Source organism: Vibrio sp. 970 (assembly GCF_033339075.1).
Genome location: NZ_JAWOTW010000015.1, coordinates 87,967 through 105,901, shown reverse-complemented (window position 1 = coordinate 105,901; position 17,935 = coordinate 87,967). Strand labels below are relative to the sequence as shown.

Genomic DNA, 17,935 nt, shown 5'->3' with positions numbered 1-17,935 from the left:
GACCGTTTCACACTGAACAATAAAGTAGGAAGCCCGCTGATATCAGCGGGCTTCTATTTTGGGAGATCTAAAACTTAATGATGGGCTCACAATCTAGTGAACTGAGAGAGACAAAAGTATCTGTTTTGGCATAGTACAAGCCACAGGTTTCACCTCTTATCTGCAACGTATATTGGTCTGGAAGATCCGCATAGCTGCCATCCAACAGTTGATTGTTGTTCCCTTTTACTCGTCCTTTTTCAATCAACAAATGCGGTGAGGATTCAAATACGTTATTTGCGATTCTAGGTGCTGGTGTCCCTTGGATTTCTGCGATCGCGTTTTGAATCTCTATGACTGTTTCCGGAGAGTTCTTTTTACTCAATGCTTCAACGGGTTCTTGTGACATAGCTTGGCATCCTATCAAAGAAATCGAAGTGCCTAAGAAAAGCGCAACCCGAATCAGCATTCGTAAAAAGTTAGTTGATCTCAACATGAATTGCCTCTGTTCGTAGCGGAGAGCGAAGATCGCTTAACTCCGGAGATGAAATGTTACGCGGCATGGCGTTGAAACTTGAAGGGGATACTGGCGGACAGGTTCCAGTTTCCATGTAGTTTAGTGCCGCAGAAAGCATACCTTCAGATGGATCGCCTAATGGTTTTGTTAGGTCGTCATTGACCCAGCAACCTTCCACTCTATTGTCTAAGCCTAGCTCGGTATTGATTTGGCTCTTTGGAGTAGGAATAAAACCATCAGCGAAGTCGCCAAATTTTTTCTCGTTCGCCGACTTGAACTGAATAGTGTAGTACATAGTGCCGCAGTTTTGTTCTGGTGAGAACCCGTACGGTTTACCTGTGGTTGTTGAACCTATTTGGATAACCTCCACATCAATGCCGCGCAAAGCGTTGATTAGCAGTTCACTTGAGGAAGCCGTGCCTCCTGAAGTCAGCACATATACGCGCTTTTTGTTCAGTGTCGGAAGCACTTGATCCGAATATTTCTGTGCTGCCCAGTCTATTGCTAGATTCGTAAAGCGATAGATGTTATCCCCATCTTTAATGGTACGCATCACTTTGTCATTATGAATCAACTCACTGAAGACTCGGTTCTGACCAGCACCGCTTAGCATGTAGCCTACTTGCGAGGACTGAAGGACTAAGCCACCGCCGTTGTAACGTAAATCAACGACGATCTCGTCAACATTCTCTGCTGAGAGCGTACTGAACGCCTCAATAAGCGGGGCTTGAGCGCTTGGTTCAAAGGAGTTGTATTGCAGATAGCCGATCCGCATACCATTTTGTGTAATCACTTTGGCATTTTTAACTGGAGAGGTCATGACATCAGAGGCGGTAAGCGTCACGGTTTTCTCTAGACCGCCAACACTCTCAAATGTGAAGGTGTAATCTTGATTGATGTCAGGGTTAAAGAGCGTTTTATTAATAAAATCAATGTCGGACTGACTACCGGTGTTAACCACATCAATATTATTGATTTTCAGAAGCTTATCACCACGAGCAATGCCGCTTCTATCAGCTGGCGAGGCTTCTTCAGTGTAGGAAATACGAACGTCTCGAGGTTGTACGCCACGTAGGAATGCCCAGTTAAAACCAAATCCAGCAACTAAACCGGATTGCGATGATTTCATATCATCCTCATAAGGGACGGTAAAATGGAAGCGATCTTTTGGTTTACCCGTCGCGGTAGTAGCAGAGGTGACCAGCGTATTGAAGTAATCAGTAACAGTTTTGTAGTTTGCTGGATTATTATCAGGAACCTCGTCATACCATAGATACGTTTCGTTAGTAAAAGCTCTTAAAAAGAGTTTTTCGTGTAATGCAGAGCCCAATTTATCTGGATAGGCGGCATAGTTGTCATATGGGTCCAGTCCGACGCGGGGCGTTTCACATTGGTTGATAAACGTTTTCGACGGTTGGCTAAAATCATGAACTTTCCACGTTGGACCGTTTGCACTGCTAGTGGACGGAGTAGGTGATGAGCTATCACCGCCACCACCGCCACAGCCTTGTAATAATGCGAGAGTGACTGCCGTTGCTAAAGAATACTTAAATTTCACTTTTCTATGTCCTTATAAATAATAGAATTATAATTATGTGTTTTGCTTTTGTTTTTATTAGCTAGGTGAATGTATTAATTTAATTTGTTCGTCTGCAAATTTATAGTTAAATAGTGTGAGGTAAATAACGTAAAAAAGTTGTCTTTTATACTTAAGCTAAATTAGTCATTACTTAAGTTTTCTGTCTATTTCAAAAGAGCTAACAAGACAATTAATAAGTGTGAAATTAAGACAAGTTCTTAGTTGACTAAGCGACGCTTGCTAAATAAAAAATCAGAATTAGATTCAGGAAACGCTTTGAATCAATAGTTTGGTAGGGATATATGATGTTATTTCGGGGGTGTTTGATTTATTTATCTGATGCTTTAACTTAATTTAGTGAGTTGAGCGACGTGCTTTAATAAGCTTCCGTCAATGTTAGGTAAATCATCAGCGAAAAATATCTGAGCACCGGGAGTGCAGCGCATTAATATATTTGTTAGTTCACCTTCATTGTTGGAAGTGTTAACTGCGTTAAGTTTCGCTAATTTATTACAAAGCTCGTCCTCTATTTGCACTTTCTGCTCTTCGGTGAGCCTAATGCGACCTATACATACGCCTGGGTTGATATCATGAGAAAGCGAATCTTGTTGAAATCGCTCTTTGAATAAGGTGTCTAATGCCGTACCTTCTTCCATAATAAATCGACGACCAGAACGGTAAAACAAGCCGTCTCCGAAGTTTTCGACATATCCTAGAATTTCCGCGATACGCAAATAGAATCGTAAGCTTGTATCAGAAAGTCCGTAAGTTTGGGCTATCTCTTGCGGTTTAATATCACGAGAAGTCAGCATATAAATAAAATCAAGTAAATAAGGATGCTCAACGAAAAGGGCGCTCTCTTCATCTGTTAGCATTTGCTCGTTTTGGTGCTGAAGCTCGTTGGCTAAGGTTGCGAGTTCGATGAGATCGGTATTCAGGTAGTTCAGATAAATAAGTACTTTATCCAAACCTAAAGCTGGATTATGTAGGTGGCGTTTAATACTAGATAAAGGGATGCCACTTTTCTCTGACAAGGAATTGTAGCAAAGCCCTTCTTCTTTAATCTTTTGTCGTAGCGCTGCAAGTAAAAACTTTGGTCCAACATTCATCCTTGAATATCACCTTATTCGTTATTCCGTTTACTGGCTGATATTTTGCCTTTCAAGCAGCAGGTTTCGAATCGCTGTGCCTGCTTCTAGAATGTGCTTTTTCAGTAGGTACTTGGCGCCTTCGATATCGCGATTTTGGCACATTTCAAACAAGCTTAAGTGCTCTTCTTCTGCCTTTTTAATGCCTGTAGTAAACAATAGCTGCATGCGTATGTATCGGTCACACTTTGTGTTCAGGTTGTAAATGACGTCCATAGTTTCAGGCATGTTGGCTGGCGCATATAGGGCTTTGTGGAACTCGTAGTTGTAGTTGCTCCATTCTTCTACTTCGTCGCCACTGTTCACTACTGACTCGAAACGTTCGCGAACTTCGCGCGCGCGTTCAAGGTCAGCGTCTGTCATATTTTGAATCGCGCGCTCTAAAATGTGGCATTCCACGACAGCGCGCAGTTCAAATAGCTCATTGATTTTCTCTGGAGATAGCTCAGTGACCGTCGCACCTTTGTGAGGTTCAAAGCTAACGAGTCCTTGTGCTTCCAATTGAACTAACGCTTCACGCACAGGAATTCGGCTAACATTAAACTCTTTTGCTAACGCATCTTGACGTAAAGGTTGACCAGTTTTTAACTCGCCCTTCAAGATCTGAGTTCGAATTGCTTCCTCAACGAGCTGAGTACGCGTTTTAAAAACAGGTTTCTGTGACATTGAAGTCTCCCGTGAAATTAATATTGTATCCAATCCATTTTACTTTAGTAGTTTATTGTTTTTCTGGCACAAACCAACTAGGAAAGAAGGTTTTGAGAAGTAGAGTGAAATAAAAGGCATCAGTTGATGCCTTTTTGAGCCATTTGGTGATTTTATTGGGACACACTGCCATCTATGGCGCGTTGAATACCCAGTGGATTCGACGCTTTTAATGAATCCGGCAATAAAGATTCTGGCAAAGCTTGATAAGCGACGGGACGCAACCAACGATGAATAGCCTCTGCCCCGACAGATGTTGAGGCAGAATTGGTTGAAGCCGGATAGGGTCCACCATGAACCATAGCGTAACCAACCTCGACGCCAGTTGGCCAACCGTTGAATACAAGGCGTCCGGCGATTTCTTCCAAACTTGGAAGCAGTTGCTTGGCTTGTTCTTCGTCTTCAGCGGTAGCGTGAAGGGTTGCGGTGAGCGAGCCAGTCAGTGAATCACTCAGTTTCAACATGTCATCGAAATCTTCACAGATTACGATCAACGATTGAGGACCGAATATTTCTTCTTCCCATTGCGGGTTTTTACGCCAGTTTTTACTGTCCGTCACGAACAGTGCTGGTGCGACATTGGTCACTTCTGCTTGTTCAGAACGAGTGACGTTAATGCCTGTTTCGGAAGCTCGCTTATCCACTTCGGATTCATACGTTTCTCGGATTCCTTGCGTTAGCAAAGTGGCCGTTGATTGTTGTTGAATTAACCCTTGAGCGATTTCGATAAAGGCTTGCGTTTCTGGGCTATTCAAGACAAATACAACGCCTGGTTTTGTACAAAATTGTCCACAGCCCAAAGTCATAGAAGCCACAAACTCTTCAGCCAATGAGGCGTTTGCTCGTATGGCTGAAGGGAGAATAAATGTTGGATTAATCGCCCCTAGTTCACCATAGAAGGGGATTGGCTCTGGTCTTTGCTGAGCTAGATTGAACAGCGCACGGCCACCACCGACGGAACCTGTAAACCCAACCCCTTTAATTTTTGGATGGGTAACGAGTGCTTGGCCAAGTGCGCGTTTGTTGCCTTGCAATAGCGTGAAGATGGCTTGCGGTAAGCACTCTTTCTCAAGTGCAGCCTCAATACACTCGGCAACAAGTTGACTGGTGCCAGGGTGGGCGGTATGGCCTTTTACAATCACAGGACAGCCAGCTGCCAGTGCCGAAGCCGTATCACCACCTGCCGTAGAAAATGCGAGCGGAAAATTAGACGCACCAAACACGGCGACAGGGCCAATTGCGATTTGCTGACGACGAATATCTGGTTTCGGCAGTGGTTGACGGTCTGGGTTTGGCGTATCGAAAATTGCTTGATGGTGATTACCCGAGCTCACAACCTCGGCAAATAGTCGTAATTGGCTCGCTGTACGTCCTATTTCACCGCTTAAACGTGCTTCGGGAAGGGCAGTTTCTAAATGAGCACGAGCAACGATTTCTTCACTCTTCACTTCCAATTCAGAGGCGATAGAGCAAAGTAAGCTCGCTCGCTTTGCATTGCTTAGTTGGCGAAACTCACGCGCAACGTTTTGGGCGGCTGAGGCGGCTTGATTAACTTCTTGCTCTCCATGTACCGGAAACGCAATAGGTAGAGGCTCACCAGTAAAGGCGTTGACTGCGTAAAAAGTGGTTGGTTCTTGTGGGTTCATCATTCTTCCTTACTATCCTTATTACTTCACTTCAAATCCGTACGCATATGGGTCTTCATCGTCTACCCATATTGTGTTGTGACCGTATACTTGTGCCCATCCTTCAATACTTGGCAAAATAGCGGCTTTGCCATTCACTTCGGTAATGCCTTCTATACGTCCTTGAAATAGGCTGCCGATGATACTTTCGTGAATAAAGTCTTCTCCTTGATTGAGTTTGCCTCTTGCATGCCATTGCGCCATGCGTGCACTAGTACCCGTACCACATGGCGAGCGATCCAACGCTTTGTCGCCGTAAAACACAGCATTTCGAGCGGTGGCGTTTTCTTGAGTGGGCTCTCCGGTCCATAGCACGTGAGAAACACCGCATACTGTTGGATCTTCTGGATGTACGCACTCAACCGCTCGAGATACCGCTTCGCGAACTTTTGGTGAAAGCATCAAAATTTCATCTGGAGAGTAGTGTTCAAGTCCGGCATAGTTTTCTTGAGGATCGACGATTACGTAATAGTTTCCGCCATAAGCAACATCGACAGTGAGCTCACCTAAGCCCTCTATGTCCACGGTTACGTCTTGGTGGGCAAGGTAAGCTGGTACGTTAAATATCCTCACTGACGTGACCTTGTCACCTTTTGTTTGGTAGTGCACTTCGATTTGTCCTGCTGGGACATCAAGTATCAAACGGCCTTCTTTTTTGGGAGTGATAAGGCGATTCTCGATAGCGGTAGTGACGGTTCCAATGGTGCCGTGGCCACACATTGGTAAGCAGCCACTGGTTTCAATAAACAGAATTGAAGCGTCTGCGTTATCGCTGCAAGGAGGCAAGACAACTGACCCCGACATTATTGAGTGTCCGCGAGGCTCAAACATGAGTGCCTGACGAATCCAATCATAATGCTCAAGAAAGTATTGGCGCTTTTCGCTCATGGTATTGCCTTCGAGTGGAGGCACACCGCCTGCGACCAGCCTAACTGGGTTGCCGCAGGTGTGGGCATCAATACAGAAAAAAGTTCCTTGTCTCATTTTTCGCTCCTTGCTGAAAAAATGGTTGAATTAAACAATGGTGATGTTAACGTAATGTAAAATATATTGTATACAATCTACGTTTTCAAGTGTGACTCGGAGCATATTTATGTTGGTCAAGGATGAAACCAAAAAGGAAAGGATCGCCGTGATAGGTGCGGGGATTATTGGCTTATCAATTGGATTGAAGTTGCAGCAGCAAGGTTATCAAGTCACGATTTTTGATCCCAATGGCGTGGGGAATGGATGCTCTAAGGGAAATGCAGGTCATATCGCGACTGAGCAAATCTTCCCTCTTGCAACGCCAGCGCTGCTTCCACAATTACCTAAAATGCTGCTAGATTCCAAAAGTCCGGTTTCGATCCGTTGGCAAGATATTCCAAACACAATCGGGTGGATGATTCGTTTCCTATTACAAACAAAGCCATCAGCCGCGGAGCAGGCAAAAAACGCGATTAAGAGTCTTAACGAGCGGTCAGTGGCAAGTTGGCGTGGCGTGCTTGATTCAATCGGAAAGGCACATCTAATAAAAATGAATGGTTCATTGCTCACTTTTGAAAACGAGAAACTGTTTCAGAATTATCAAAGCACGCTTAACTCACTGGCTAAAAACGGTGTGGCGTATCAAGTTTGGACACAAGAGGCGATTCGAGAGCGGATACCTGATCTCAGCCATAAGGTTCGTGTCGGCGTCTTTTTTCCCGATACAGGTCATACGCTAGACCCTTATCAGCTCTGTGTTGAGCTAAGTGAAGCTTTTGAAGTTATTGGCGGTAAGGTTTTACAAAAAGATGTATCTGCGTTGGCGAAAAATGGCGAGGTGCTGGTTGAGTCTCAAACGTATTCATTTGACCGAATCATTGTTGCCGCTGGTGTACATTCTAAGCCTTTGATACGGCAGCTAACCGGAGTCAAAGTGCCTATTCAAGCCGAGCGTGGTTATCACCTAATGGTGGATGACAAGCGTGATGTACTGCCATTTCCTATTAGCTCTGCCGATAGAAAATTCATCATGACTCCGATGTCTGGTGGGCTACGCTTGGCAGGCACTGTTGAGTATGCCGATGTAGAATCACCACCCAATATGAAACGTTCAGAAATGCTTTTTCAGTTAGGTGATGAGATGTTTGAATCGGGGTTACATCCACTCAGGCAAGGAGAAAAGTGGATGGGTAATCGGCCTTCAACAGTCGACTCGTTACCGGTTATTGATAGCATTTGGGATGGAAATGTATTACTGGCATTTGGCCACCAACACCTTGGATTAACTCAAGCGGCGATTACGGCAGATCTCCTTTTAGAGCTTATCGAAGGAAAGCCGACATCGATTGATCTATCACCTTTTTCATTACAACGATTCGCCTGAAAAATTTAATATTAAATATTGTATAAAATATATTAAATGCCAATGTTAACTTAATTTTAACAAAAATGGTGTCCAACAGCCGTACTCGGATGCCTCCAGAAAAACAACCAAAAGGAGTAAAACATGTCACGAATGACCAAAGCACCATTGGCGCTGTTGATTTCAGGAATGCTGTTGGGGGCCTCTGCTTATGCTGAAGACAAATTGACGGTCGTATCTTGGGGTGGTGCATTCACCAAGAGCCAAGTGGAGGCATATCATAAGCCTTTCATTAAAAAAACAGGTGTTGAGATCGTATCCGAGGATTTCAGCGGCGGATTAGCTGAAATTAAAGCACAGGTGGAAGCGAACAACGTGCGCTGGGATTTGGTTTCTCTCGACAAGCCAGACATTGTTCGTGGTTGCGCCGAAGGGTTACTAGAACCAGTGAACCCAAGTATTTTGCCTCCGGGCGCAGATGGAACACCAGCACAAGAGGATTTTATTGATGGTGCGATTCACGAGTGCGCAATCAATACCATCGTAGTGTCCACTGTATTAGCGGTGAACGAAGAAGCGTTTAAAGGTAAGGCTTTGCCTAGCAAGTTGACCGATCTTTTTGACCTAAAAACTTTTCCAGGTCGACGTGCATTGCAAAAACAACCTCAGGGTAATCTTGAGTGGGCACTATTGGCTGATGGTGTAAAGCCAGAAGAGGTCTACAGCCTGCTCGAAACCGAAGCGGGGCGTGAGCGTGCTTTTGCTAAGTTGGATACGATCAAATCAGAAGTGCTGTGGTGGACAACAGGTGCCCAGCCACCTCAAATGCTTGCAGACAAAGAAGTGGTGATCGCCTCGGCGTTTAACGGCCGAATCCACAATGCCCGTAAAGATGAAGGTCAACCATTTCGGATTATATGGGACCGTCAAATGGGTTACATGAATGGATGGGCGATACCTAAAGGGAGTGAGAACACAAAGCTTGCATTGGACTTCATTGCTTTTTCTTCAGGAACAAAACCATTAGCTGATCAAGCTAAGTACGTTGCCTATGGGCCTACGCGTAAGTCGTCTTCGGCGGAGGTGAACCCAGACATTTTAGCGAACCTTCCTACCGCACCTCAAAACTTCCAAACCGCCTTCCTGATTAACGATGAATGGTGGTCAGACTACGCGGATGAACTCAATGAAGAGTTCAATACCTGGCTGCTTAACTAGGCATTAATTTTTGTATGGGGCCGAGTTTTCATCCATAAGCGAGGTTCCGTACTTTTCCTCAACTGTATTTATGTTTTCGGAGAAATGATGAAAGTCATCGAAGCACAGCAAGTCGCGCAATGTTTAACAATGAAGTCTCTTATTGAAACGATGCGTGAAATGTACTCGCGGCCAGCAACAATACCTCAACGCCGAGTCATGCCCTTAGAAGAGGGAGAATACGAGGCGTTTGCGCTACTTCCAGCTTGGAACCAGGAGTTGATTGCGGTGAAAGCCTTTACGTATTTCCCGCATAATCCCGAGCAAGGCAAAGATACGCTTGCATCTAAGCTGCTTGTTTTCAGACGAAACGATGGTGAGCCGCTCGCACTCGTGGACGGTAAAGTTTTAACGTTTTGGCGCACCGCCGCAGCTTCTGCGTTGGCAGCGGACTATTTGGCGCGTCCCGATGCTGATCGTCTGTTGATCTGCGGAACGGGCAATCTTGCGCCTTATTTTGCGTGGGCATACGCTGCGGTTCGCCCACTTAAGCAGGTTTATATTTGGGGGCGTAACTCAGATAAAGCCGAGGCGACGGTAGATGCCATTGTGTCATCTTCAGAGTATCAGTCGCTTCCTGATGAGCGTCGGTTCCGTGTTTCAGTCGTAGAAAAAGTGGACCACGTTATCAAACATGTTGACATCATCAGCTGTATTACTGCATCAGCAGAGCCTTTGTTTAATGGCGCAGACGTGCAGCAGGGCACCCATATTGATTTGGTCGGTAATCATGACTTGGACAAGCGTGAATGCGACTCCGAAGCAGTGCAACGAGCACAGGTGTATGTTGATAGCCGTATTAATGTATTAGCCGAAGCGGGCGATCTTCTCATTCCAATTCAAGAGGGCGTGTTCACTTCAGACGATATCAAAGGGGAATTACCGCAGCTTTGCGTCCAACAAATCTCAGGACGTCAAAACGATGAGGTCATTACTTTATACAAATCAGTTGGCAGTGCTTTGGCTGATTTGGCCGCTGTAAAGGCGGTGTTGTTAGAAAATGGCATAGATAGCCATGTCTGAGCATTTTCGCTCGTTCATTTAAATTGCATACAATATACATATAAGGAAAGTAGTTCATGAAAATTGATTGGAAAGGTGTTTATCCGGCGGTCAGTACGCAATTTCGTCAAGATCAGTCAATCGACTTAGACGCAACGCAAACCGTTATAGATAACCAAATTAAAGATGGTGTGAATGGTATTATCTGCCTGGGTACCGTCGGTGAGAACTGCGCGTTGTACCCGGAGGAGAAACGCCAGGTCTTGCAAGCGGCAAAAGAAGTCGTAAATGGTCGTGTGCCTTTGATTGCTGGTACAGCAGAGTCTATTACCACAGCAGCTGTTGATTACATGCAGGATGCGTACAAAATTGGTATCGATGGTTGTATGGTGATGCCTGCCATGGTTTACCGCACGTCTGAGAGCGAAACGTTCGAATATTACCGCACACTAGCAGAAGCAACGCCAGAAATGCCAATCATGATTTACAACAACCCGGTTGCTTATGGTGTCGATGTAAACCTCGACATCATGGCGAAACTGGCTGAGTTTGAAAGTATTGTAGCTATCAAAGAGTCGACCACTGATACTCGTCGTATCACCGAGCTTTACAATAAATTTGATGACCGCTTTACCGTGTTCAGTGGTGTTGATGACATCGCTCTTGAATCATTGATGCTAGGTGCGACCGGCTGGATTTCTGGTTTAACCAACGCATTCCCAGAAGAGTCCGTTGCGATTTATAAACTGGCAAGCCAAGGTCGTTATGCTGAAGCGTTAGAGATCTACCGTTGGTTCTTACCCCTACTGCGTTTAGACACCATTCCTACGCTGGTTCAGTGCATAAAATTGGCCGAGCAAGTCTGCGGACGTGGCTCTGAACAAGTTCGTGCGCCACGCCAACTCTTACAAGGTGAAGAGCGTCAACAAGTCATTCAAATGGTTGAACATGCGTTAGAAACCCGCTTAGACCTATCCAAATACAATCTGTAATTGTGCTGTTTAGTAGAGCGTTAACTGACGCTCTACTCATTCGTAATATTCAAAAAATGAGAAGAGGGAAGTCATGAGCACGGAAAACAAGGACTATGTCAGCTTTCAACACGTTAAGAAAACCTACGATGGCACGAATTTGGTGGTGAAAGACTTCAACTTAGATATTGCTCCTGGAGAGTTCGTTACTATGTTGGGGCCGTCAGGATCGGGCAAGACCACTTGCTTGATGATGCTAGCAGGCTTTGAAACTGCGACCGGTGGAGACATTTATATCGATGGCGTTCCTGTCAATCATCTCGCGCCGCACAAGCGCGATATTGGTATGGTGTTTCAAAACTATGCGTTGTTCCCACATATGACCATTGCTGAGAATCTTGCGTTTCCTTTAAAGGTGCGAAAACTCGACAGTGACACGATTCAAAGCAAAGTTCAGAGTGTATTAGAAATGGTCGAGCTTGAGCATGTTGCGACTCGATACCCGAAGCAGTTATCAGGTGGTCAACAACAGCGTGTTGCGTTAGCGCGAGCATTAGTGTTTGAGCCTAAACTCGTGTTGATGGATGAACCACTAGGCGCGTTAGATAAGCAGCTGCGTGAGCAAATGCAGATGGAAATTAAACATTTGCATGAAAAGCTTGGCATTACCATTTTGTATGTGACGCACGATCAAGACGAAGCTCTCACTATGTCCGACCGTATTGCGGTTTTTAATCACGGCGAAGTGCAACAACTCGCGACACCAACCGAGCTTTATGAATCTCCGAGTAATACGTTTGTTGCGCAGTTTATCGGAGAAAACAACCAACTCTCAGGTTTAGTCAAAGAGTGGAACGGAAAGTATTGCCAAGTGCTCGTTGGGAAAGAGTTATTTACTGCGAAACCTGTCAGAGTCTCTGAGCAAGGGCAGAGAACAACACTTTCCATTCGACCAGAAAAGATTGTTATTCAACCAGAGAAAGCGTCTTGTGAGAACCAAGTCTCGGGCGTCCTACGAGAATTGATTTATCACGGTGATCATTATCGTCTGGTCGTCGAAGTAGAGAGCGTTGGTCACTTCATCGTTAAAGTACCTAACGATAATCGTAAACACTTGCAGTTAACGCCTGGCTCAATTTGTCGTATTGGTTGGCAAAGTGACGATTGCCATGCTCTTGATGGGACACAAACTCAAAGTAGCGAGGTAGCAGCATGAGTCGAGAGCTAACCGCATTAGATTCTGTATTGGAGATCGAACGCCAAGTTCATGAGCAAGAAACCAATCTGAAAGCGCAGTTGCAAAAGGCGGAGCGCCGAAAAAAGCTTCGCTCCATTATGCTCACAACGCCATTGGTGTGTTTTATTCTGCTTACGTTTGCTTTTCCTATCCTCGACATGCTTTATCGAAGCGTGGATAACCGAGAAATATCCCTTTCACTACCACAAACTATTCAAGCCTTAGAAAGTTGGGATTATCAAGGTCAGCCTCATCAAGAAGTCATTGAGGCATTCTCTGTTGAAGTACTTGCGCTTTATCAAAGCAAAGAGCTACCGAAAATAGCCAACCGGATGAATATTGAAGAGTCTGGTATGCGCAGTTTACTCATGAAAACCGGCAGAAAGTTGTCTCGGTTGACGTCGCTGCCGATCTCGGTGACACAGCTGGATAAGCGTTGGGCTAATCCTAAATATTGGGCGGCGTTTAAGAATCTTAGTGGCGCATTAACATTCAGTCATTATCTTGCAGCGCTAGACTTGCAAGTGAATGAGTTTGGAGACATTGAGCCCCAACCAGAAAAACGCCAAATATACGTCGACCTTTTCTTTAAAACTTTTTGGATCTCTATTTCAATCACCTTAATTTGTTTGGTGATGGCGTACCCCGTTGCTTACCTGCTTGCCAATTTACCTGATAAGCGCGCGAACTTACTTTTAATTATTGTGCTGCTGCCATTTTGGACATCATTATTAGTCAGAACCACGTCTTGGATTGTTCTGCTGCAAAACCAAGGGGTCATTAATGATCTCCTTATTTGGTCGGGTTTTACTTCTGAGCGAATTCAGATGATTCACAATACCTTCGGAACGGTGGTGTCTATGGTTCACATTCTGTTGCCGTTTATGATCCTGCCTCTGTATAGCGTAATGAAAGGAATTAGCCCAACTTATTTCCGTGCCGCTCGTTCTCTAGGCGCGACGCCTTTCATTGCGTTCATCAAAGTTTATATGCCGCTTACGTTACCGGGGATAGGTGCGGGGGCTTTGCTTACTTTCATTCTTTCTATTGGTTTCTACATTACGCCCGCTTTGGTTGGTGGAAGAAGCGGACAGATGATCTCCAATATGATTGCCTATCATATGCAGACATCACTGAACTGGGGGATGGCTGGCGCATTGGGTGGACTGCTTTTGTTCGTTGTACTGGTTCTGTTTTATATGTTCAACCGTGTGGTTGGCATTAACAACCTTAAGGTAGGGGGATAACCATGGCATTACCAAACTATGCATCAAAAGTAGAGCGAGTTGCTTACGCAGGTTACTTAGCTTTTTGTGGGGTGGTGCTGTTCTTTTTAATCGCTCCAATTCTGACCATCATCCCGTTATCGTTTAATGCAACGCCTTACTTTACTTTTACCGAGGGGATGTTAAACCTTGATTCGGAAGCGTATTCTACTCGCTGGTATCAAGAAATGTTTACTAGTGAACAGTGGCTGTTGGCGCTGAAAAACAGCACGTTTATTGCTTTTATGGCGACACTCGTTGCAACAGGGCTAGGAACTCTGGCGGCGTTGGGTTTAGCCAGTAGTAATTTGCCTTTTCGCAATACGATTATGGCGCTGTTGATCTCACCCATGATCGTACCAGTCATTATCTCTGCTGCTGCGATGTACTTTTTCTACACGCGCCTTGGCTTGTCACAAACTTATCTAGGCGTCATTTTGGCACACGCTGCTTTAGGTACGCCTTTTGTCGTCATTACCGTTACTGCGACGTTAAGCGGCTTTGACCATAGCTTGGTAAAAGCGGCGGCTAGCTTAGGAGCAAACCCTGTTTATACTTTCAGACACATTACCTTTCCGCTGATTCGTCCGGGGATGATTTCTGGCGGCTTGTTTGCCTTTGGCACATCGTTTGATGAGGTTGTGGTGGCGTTATTCCTGACTGGGGCAGAACAAAAAACCGTTCCTAGGCAGATGTGGTCAGGAATTCGAGAGCAAATCAGTCCGACTATATTGGCGGTCGCTACGTTGCTGATTTTTATGTCGGTGTGTTTGCTCGTGACTTTAGAAGTTCTACGTAGGCGTAATGTACGCATTCGAGGCATTCAAGAATAACCAAACTTTTCTTTGTTGCTCGCTACGCACTTTTGTTTAGGTGCTCCTCAATTTTTGACCAAATGCGCCTCATTGTAGGCGCTTGTCTTTTGTGTTTATCATCAGCGATGACTGACATGTCACTCCTGTAGATTAATGCCAGCCTGCTCGAAACGTGCCAAAGGCGACTTGTTTGATCGCTGATACCAACTAGCTGGCATGTTTGGTTTAAGTCGGGCTTTCTCTTCCTTGCTAATCACAACATAGTGCAAAAACGCATTAAGTGTGGTTACCATCACGTTAAACGTCATTTCCCCATCTTTGCTGATGGATTTCAATAACCCAACGACGGTTTCCTCAGAGACTAACGGTTCAACCACCGCCTTTTTTCGCTCTTTTATTGATGTTGAAGCGGGCAGTCTTGCACGTGCCGTCTCCCAACAAACTTTGTTGGTTTTACTGACAAGGTTGTGCTTGTAGCAGTAGTAACTGAATAAAAAGCGTGGCAGGTTTTGCCAGCGTTCGGCTTGGACTTCTAACCAAAGATGTTGTAGCTCAATATCAGCGTCGGTCATAGGAGTTGTTTAGCAAAAAGAAAAGAAACCATTTTATCGCTTTTGTGAGGAGCAATAAAAGATATTTGAATGGAAAGATAAACAACTAGTTGATCAATATTACTAAAGCAAATCGATTTCTGGCAAGCTCGTGCAACGGCAACTCGAGTACCAAAAACTGACACCGTCACGTTCAGTTGTTAACAAAATGTTTCATCTTGTCTTGCGAGTAGATTATATGGAGATGCTCTTGCAGTAATAAGGGCAGTGGCGATGCAAAAGACGTAATGCATTTAAGGAAAACTCAATATAGAAGAAATTAGATGGAACTGAAGACTTTGAGTGTCGCGATTGCGACAACATTAACCAGCACTGGCGTATTTGCGTTAAGCGAGCCAGTTTCTCAAGTTACAGAGCAACATGCACATTCGGCTCATACACACGGTGTTGAATCCAATCGAGTTGAATACCAACCAACCGCAACTCTCCCTATTCAGCCCTCCAAGGCAACTCGAGTACAGTCACTTGAAAGCCTTGATGAGTCGAGCACTGCTTGTGATTTGGAAGCATTGGTTACCGAAAGCAGTAACCAATTGATCAGCGAAATTTTAAGTCAGGGCGCGACGTGCGTGAACCAGTTATTCTCTGCTGAAAGTCGGATTCAGGAGTCGGTATTTAGCTCCGATCATATGTACAACATTGCGAAGCGCACTACGACATTGGCGAAGGGGTATACAGGTGGCGGGAGCGATGAACTCGAAACGTTTTTCTTATACTTGCGCGCGGGTTATTACGCCGAGTTTTACAATGACAACATCTCATTTATTGAATGGGTTACCCCAGCGGTGAAAGAATCCGTGGATGCGTTTGTTAATAACGCAAACTTCTATGAGAACAGCGACCGTCACGGCAAAGTGCTTAGTGAAGTCATCATCACTATGGATAGTGCGGGCTTGCAGCACGCGTACTTACCGCAAGTGACCCAGTGGCTTACACGTTGGAATGATCAATACGCCCAGCACTGGTATATGCGCAATGCAGTTAACGGTGTTTTCACTATTTTGTTTGGTGGGCAGTGGAACGAGCAATTTGTGCAAATAATTGGCAACCAAACGGACCTTGCCAAAGCTTTAGGCGATTTTGCTCTGAGGGCATCATCAATCGGTGCTGAAGATGAGTTCATGGCCGCGAATGCGGGGCGAGAGCTCGGGCGTTTGACCAAGTATACGGGTAACGCGAGTTCTGTTGTGAAGAGTCAGCTGAGTCGAATCTTTGAACAGTATGAAATGTATGGTCGGGGTGACGCGGTTTGGCTTGCGGCGGCGGACACTGCCTCATATTACGCAGATTGTAGTGAGTTCGGAATTTGTAATTTCGAAACTGAGCTAAAAGGCTTAGTGCTATCGCAAACTTATACTTGTAGTCCAACAATTCGAATATTGTCCCAGAATATGACGCAAGAGCAACACGCGGCCGCATGTTCTAAAATGGGTTACGAAGAGGGTTACTTTCATCAGTCATTAGAAACTGGTGAACAGCCAGTAAAAGATGACCACAATACTCAGCTCCAAGTCAATATCTTCGATTCAAGCACCGATTATGGTAAGTACGCAGGGCCAATTTTCGATATTAGTACTGACAATGGCGGTATGTACTTGGAAGGCGATCCTTCCCAGCCGGGGAATATTCCCAACTTTATTGCTTATGAAGCCTCTTATGCGAACGCGGATCACTTTGTCTGGAACTTAGAGCACGAATACGTGCATTACTTAGATGGTCGATTTGATCTCTATGGAGGGTTTAGTCATCCAACTGAAAAAATAGTGTGGTGGAGTGAAGGCATTGCAGAGTATGTCGCTCAAGAAAATGACAACCAAGCAGCACTTGAGACGATTTTAGACGGCTCGACATATACCTTAAGTGAGATTTTCGAGACTACTTATGATGGGTTTGATGTCGATCGAATTTATCGTTGGGGGTACTTAGCTGTACGTTTTATGTTTGAAAATCATAAAGATGACGTAAACCAAATGCTGGTGGAAACACGCCAAGGGAATTGGAGCAATTACAAAGCAACGATCACCCAATGGGCGAATTTATATCAAAGTGAGTTTGAGCAGTGGCAGCAAGCCCTTGTCTCAAATGGTGCACCTAATGCAGTCATAACCGCAAACAACAAGGGGAAAGTCGGTGAAAGCATTACATTTAGCAGTGAAAACAGTACAGACCCAAACGGGAAGATCGTCAGCGTCTTATGGGACTTCGGTGATGGCTCGACAAGTACACAAACCAAGCCGACGCACCAATATGGGAGTGAAGGGGAGTATTCGGTCAGTCTAAGTGTGACAGACAGTGAAGGCTTGACGGCAACCGCCACTCATAGTGTTGTTATCTCAACGTTGGGCGGTAATGACACATTGCCACAAGACTGCGCGGTGCAAAGTAAAGTAAGCGGTGGGCGCCTAACAGCAGGAGAGCCTGTTTGCTTGGCAAATCAACAAACCATTTGGCTGAGCGTGCCAGCGGTGAATGAGAGCTCAAATCTGGCGATAACGACGGGGAACGGTATGGGCAACCTAAAGCTTGAATACAGTAACTCTGGTTGGCCGGATGGTGCTAATCTTCACGGGTGGTCAGATAATATTGGTAATGGAGAGTGTATTACGTTGTCAAATCAGAGTAACTACTGGGGCTACGTTAAAGTCTCTGGTGACTTTGAGAATGCCGCCATCGTGGTTGATTTTGATGCTCAGAAGTGTCGTCAGTAGGGCATTTTAACTGCATCATTTTAATTTAATTGATCGCCTCGCTAACATTGCGGGGCGTTTTTGTTTTTCACGCCGTTATCTCTATAAAAAAACCAGCCCGAAGGCTGGCAAACAAGGAGTTTGAGAT

The 17,935-nt window shown here is 45.1% G+C and carries 15 protein-coding genes; 8 read left to right on the top strand and 7 right to left on the bottom strand.

Annotated features, from left to right (window positions below):
- Nucleotides 1-67: 67 nt before the first annotated feature.
- The 6 genes from R7Q11_RS19685 to R7Q11_RS19660 all read right to left on the bottom strand — a co-directional run bounded on the left by R7Q11_RS19685 (nt 68) and on the right by R7Q11_RS19660 (nt 6,597).
- The gene (locus R7Q11_RS19685; protein WP_052484232.1) at nt 68-388 is read right to left on the bottom strand and encodes a hypothetical protein; all 321 of its coding nucleotides are present in this window, start codon (nt 386-388) and stop codon (nt 68-70) included.
- A gap of 70 nt (nt 389-458) precedes the next feature.
- Nucleotides 459-2,054: a S41 family peptidase gene (locus tag R7Q11_RS19680; RefSeq protein WP_042521927.1), complete on the bottom strand. Its 1,596-nt coding sequence runs from the start codon at nt 2,052-2,054 to the stop codon at nt 459-461.
- A gap of 365 nt (nt 2,055-2,419) precedes the next feature.
- Nucleotides 2,420-3,184 (bottom strand): hypothetical protein, encoded by a 765-nt coding sequence (locus tag R7Q11_RS19675; protein WP_005377865.1) that lies wholly within the window; start codon nt 3,182-3,184, stop codon nt 2,420-2,422.
- A gap of 30 nt (nt 3,185-3,214) precedes the next feature.
- On the bottom strand, nt 3,215-3,889 hold the full coding sequence (locus tag R7Q11_RS19670) for a GntR family transcriptional regulator (protein ID WP_005377862.1): 675 nt from the start codon (nt 3,887-3,889) through the stop codon (nt 3,215-3,217).
- Nucleotides 3,890-4,041: 152 nt separating this feature from the next.
- A complete protein-coding gene (locus R7Q11_RS19665) occupies nt 4,042-5,574 on the bottom strand; it encodes an aldehyde dehydrogenase (NADP(+)) (RefSeq protein WP_225466660.1) in 1,533 nt (510 codons plus the stop codon).
- A gap of 21 nt (nt 5,575-5,595) precedes the next feature.
- Complete coding sequence (locus R7Q11_RS19660; RefSeq protein WP_225466659.1) at nt 5,596-6,597, bottom strand: 4-hydroxyproline epimerase; 1,002 nt, start codon at nt 6,595-6,597, stop codon at nt 5,596-5,598.
- Nucleotides 6,598-6,706: 109 nt separating this feature from the next.
- On the opposite strand from R7Q11_RS19660, the gene R7Q11_RS19655 reads away from it, so the two are divergent.
- The 7 genes from R7Q11_RS19655 (at nt 6,707) to R7Q11_RS19625 (ending at nt 14,507) form a co-directional block, all read left to right on the top strand.
- The gene (locus R7Q11_RS19655) at nt 6,707-7,963 is read left to right on the top strand and encodes an NAD(P)/FAD-dependent oxidoreductase (RefSeq protein WP_225466658.1); all 1,257 of its coding nucleotides are present in this window, start codon (nt 6,707-6,709) and stop codon (nt 7,961-7,963) included.
- 123 nt (nt 7,964-8,086) lie between these two features.
- Entirely contained in the window at nt 8,087-9,160 is a 1,074-nt protein-coding gene (locus tag R7Q11_RS19650; RefSeq protein WP_225466657.1) for a polyamine ABC transporter substrate-binding protein, read from the top strand.
- 87 nt (nt 9,161-9,247) lie between these two features.
- A complete protein-coding gene (locus R7Q11_RS19645) occupies nt 9,248-10,222 on the top strand; it encodes an ornithine cyclodeaminase family protein (RefSeq protein WP_225466656.1) in 975 nt (324 codons plus the stop codon).
- 56 nt (nt 10,223-10,278) lie between these two features.
- Nucleotides 10,279-11,193: a dihydrodipicolinate synthase family protein gene (locus R7Q11_RS19640; protein ID WP_005377851.1), complete on the top strand. Its 915-nt coding sequence runs from the start codon at nt 10,279-10,281 to the stop codon at nt 11,191-11,193.
- A gap of 73 nt (nt 11,194-11,266) precedes the next feature.
- Nucleotides 11,267-12,388, top strand: coding sequence for an ABC transporter ATP-binding protein (locus R7Q11_RS19635; protein ID WP_048626301.1), 1,122 nt, complete (start codon nt 11,267-11,269; stop codon nt 12,386-12,388).
- A complete protein-coding gene (locus R7Q11_RS19630; RefSeq protein ID WP_225466655.1) occupies nt 12,385-13,656 on the top strand; it encodes an ABC transporter permease in 1,272 nt (423 codons plus the stop codon). Before R7Q11_RS19635 ends, R7Q11_RS19630 begins: the two co-directional genes overlap by 4 nt.
- 2 nt (nt 13,657-13,658) lie before the next feature.
- Nucleotides 13,659-14,507, top strand: coding sequence for an ABC transporter permease (locus R7Q11_RS19625; RefSeq protein WP_136976265.1), 849 nt, complete (start codon nt 13,659-13,661; stop codon nt 14,505-14,507).
- A gap of 119 nt (nt 14,508-14,626) precedes the next feature.
- On the opposite strand, the gene R7Q11_RS19620 is transcribed toward R7Q11_RS19625, so the two are convergent.
- Nucleotides 14,627-15,061, bottom strand: coding sequence for a hypothetical protein (locus R7Q11_RS19620; protein WP_042521922.1), 435 nt, complete (start codon nt 15,059-15,061; stop codon nt 14,627-14,629).
- Nucleotides 15,062-15,363: 302 nt separating this feature from the next.
- Between R7Q11_RS19620 and R7Q11_RS19615 the strand changes: the two genes are divergently transcribed.
- The gene (locus tag R7Q11_RS19615) at nt 15,364-17,808 is read left to right on the top strand and encodes a collagenase (RefSeq protein WP_017820899.1); all 2,445 of its coding nucleotides are present in this window, start codon (nt 15,364-15,366) and stop codon (nt 17,806-17,808) included.
- Nucleotides 17,809-17,935: the final 127 nt, after the last annotated feature.

Bases quoted from the DNA above. Each gene is read 5' to 3' on its own strand.
- R7Q11_RS19685 (WP_052484232.1), bottom strand. From the start codon at position 388: ATGTCACAAGAACCCGTTGAAGCATTGAGTAAAAAGAACTCTCCGGAA.
- R7Q11_RS19675 (WP_005377865.1), bottom strand. From the start codon at position 3,184: ATGAATGTTGGACCAAAGTTTTTACTTGCAGCGCTACGACAAAAGATT.
- R7Q11_RS19670 (WP_005377862.1), bottom strand. From the start codon at position 3,889: ATGTCACAGAAACCTGTTTTTAAAACGCGTACTCAGCTCGTTGAGGAA.
- R7Q11_RS19665 (WP_225466660.1), bottom strand. From the start codon at position 5,574: ATGAACCCACAAGAACCAACCACTTTTTACGCAGTCAACGCCTTTACT.
- R7Q11_RS19660 (WP_225466659.1), bottom strand. From the start codon at position 6,597: ATGAGACAAGGAACTTTTTTCTGTATTGATGCCCACACCTGCGGCAAC.
- R7Q11_RS19655 (WP_225466658.1), top strand. From the start codon at position 6,707: ATGTTGGTCAAGGATGAAACCAAAAAGGAAAGGATCGCCGTGATAGGT.
- R7Q11_RS19650 (WP_225466657.1), top strand. From the start codon at position 8,087: ATGTCACGAATGACCAAAGCACCATTGGCGCTGTTGATTTCAGGAATG.
- R7Q11_RS19645 (WP_225466656.1), top strand. From the start codon at position 9,248: ATGAAAGTCATCGAAGCACAGCAAGTCGCGCAATGTTTAACAATGAAG.
- R7Q11_RS19640 (WP_005377851.1), top strand. From the start codon at position 10,279: ATGAAAATTGATTGGAAAGGTGTTTATCCGGCGGTCAGTACGCAATTT.
- R7Q11_RS19635 (WP_048626301.1), top strand. From the start codon at position 11,267: ATGAGCACGGAAAACAAGGACTATGTCAGCTTTCAACACGTTAAGAAA.
- R7Q11_RS19630 (WP_225466655.1), top strand. From the start codon at position 12,385: ATGAGTCGAGAGCTAACCGCATTAGATTCTGTATTGGAGATCGAACGC.
- R7Q11_RS19625 (WP_136976265.1), top strand. From the start codon at position 13,659: ATGGCATTACCAAACTATGCATCAAAAGTAGAGCGAGTTGCTTACGCA.
- R7Q11_RS19620 (WP_042521922.1), bottom strand. From the start codon at position 15,061: ATGACCGACGCTGATATTGAGCTACAACATCTTTGGTTAGAAGTCCAA.
- R7Q11_RS19615 (WP_017820899.1), top strand. From the start codon at position 15,364: ATGGAACTGAAGACTTTGAGTGTCGCGATTGCGACAACATTAACCAGC.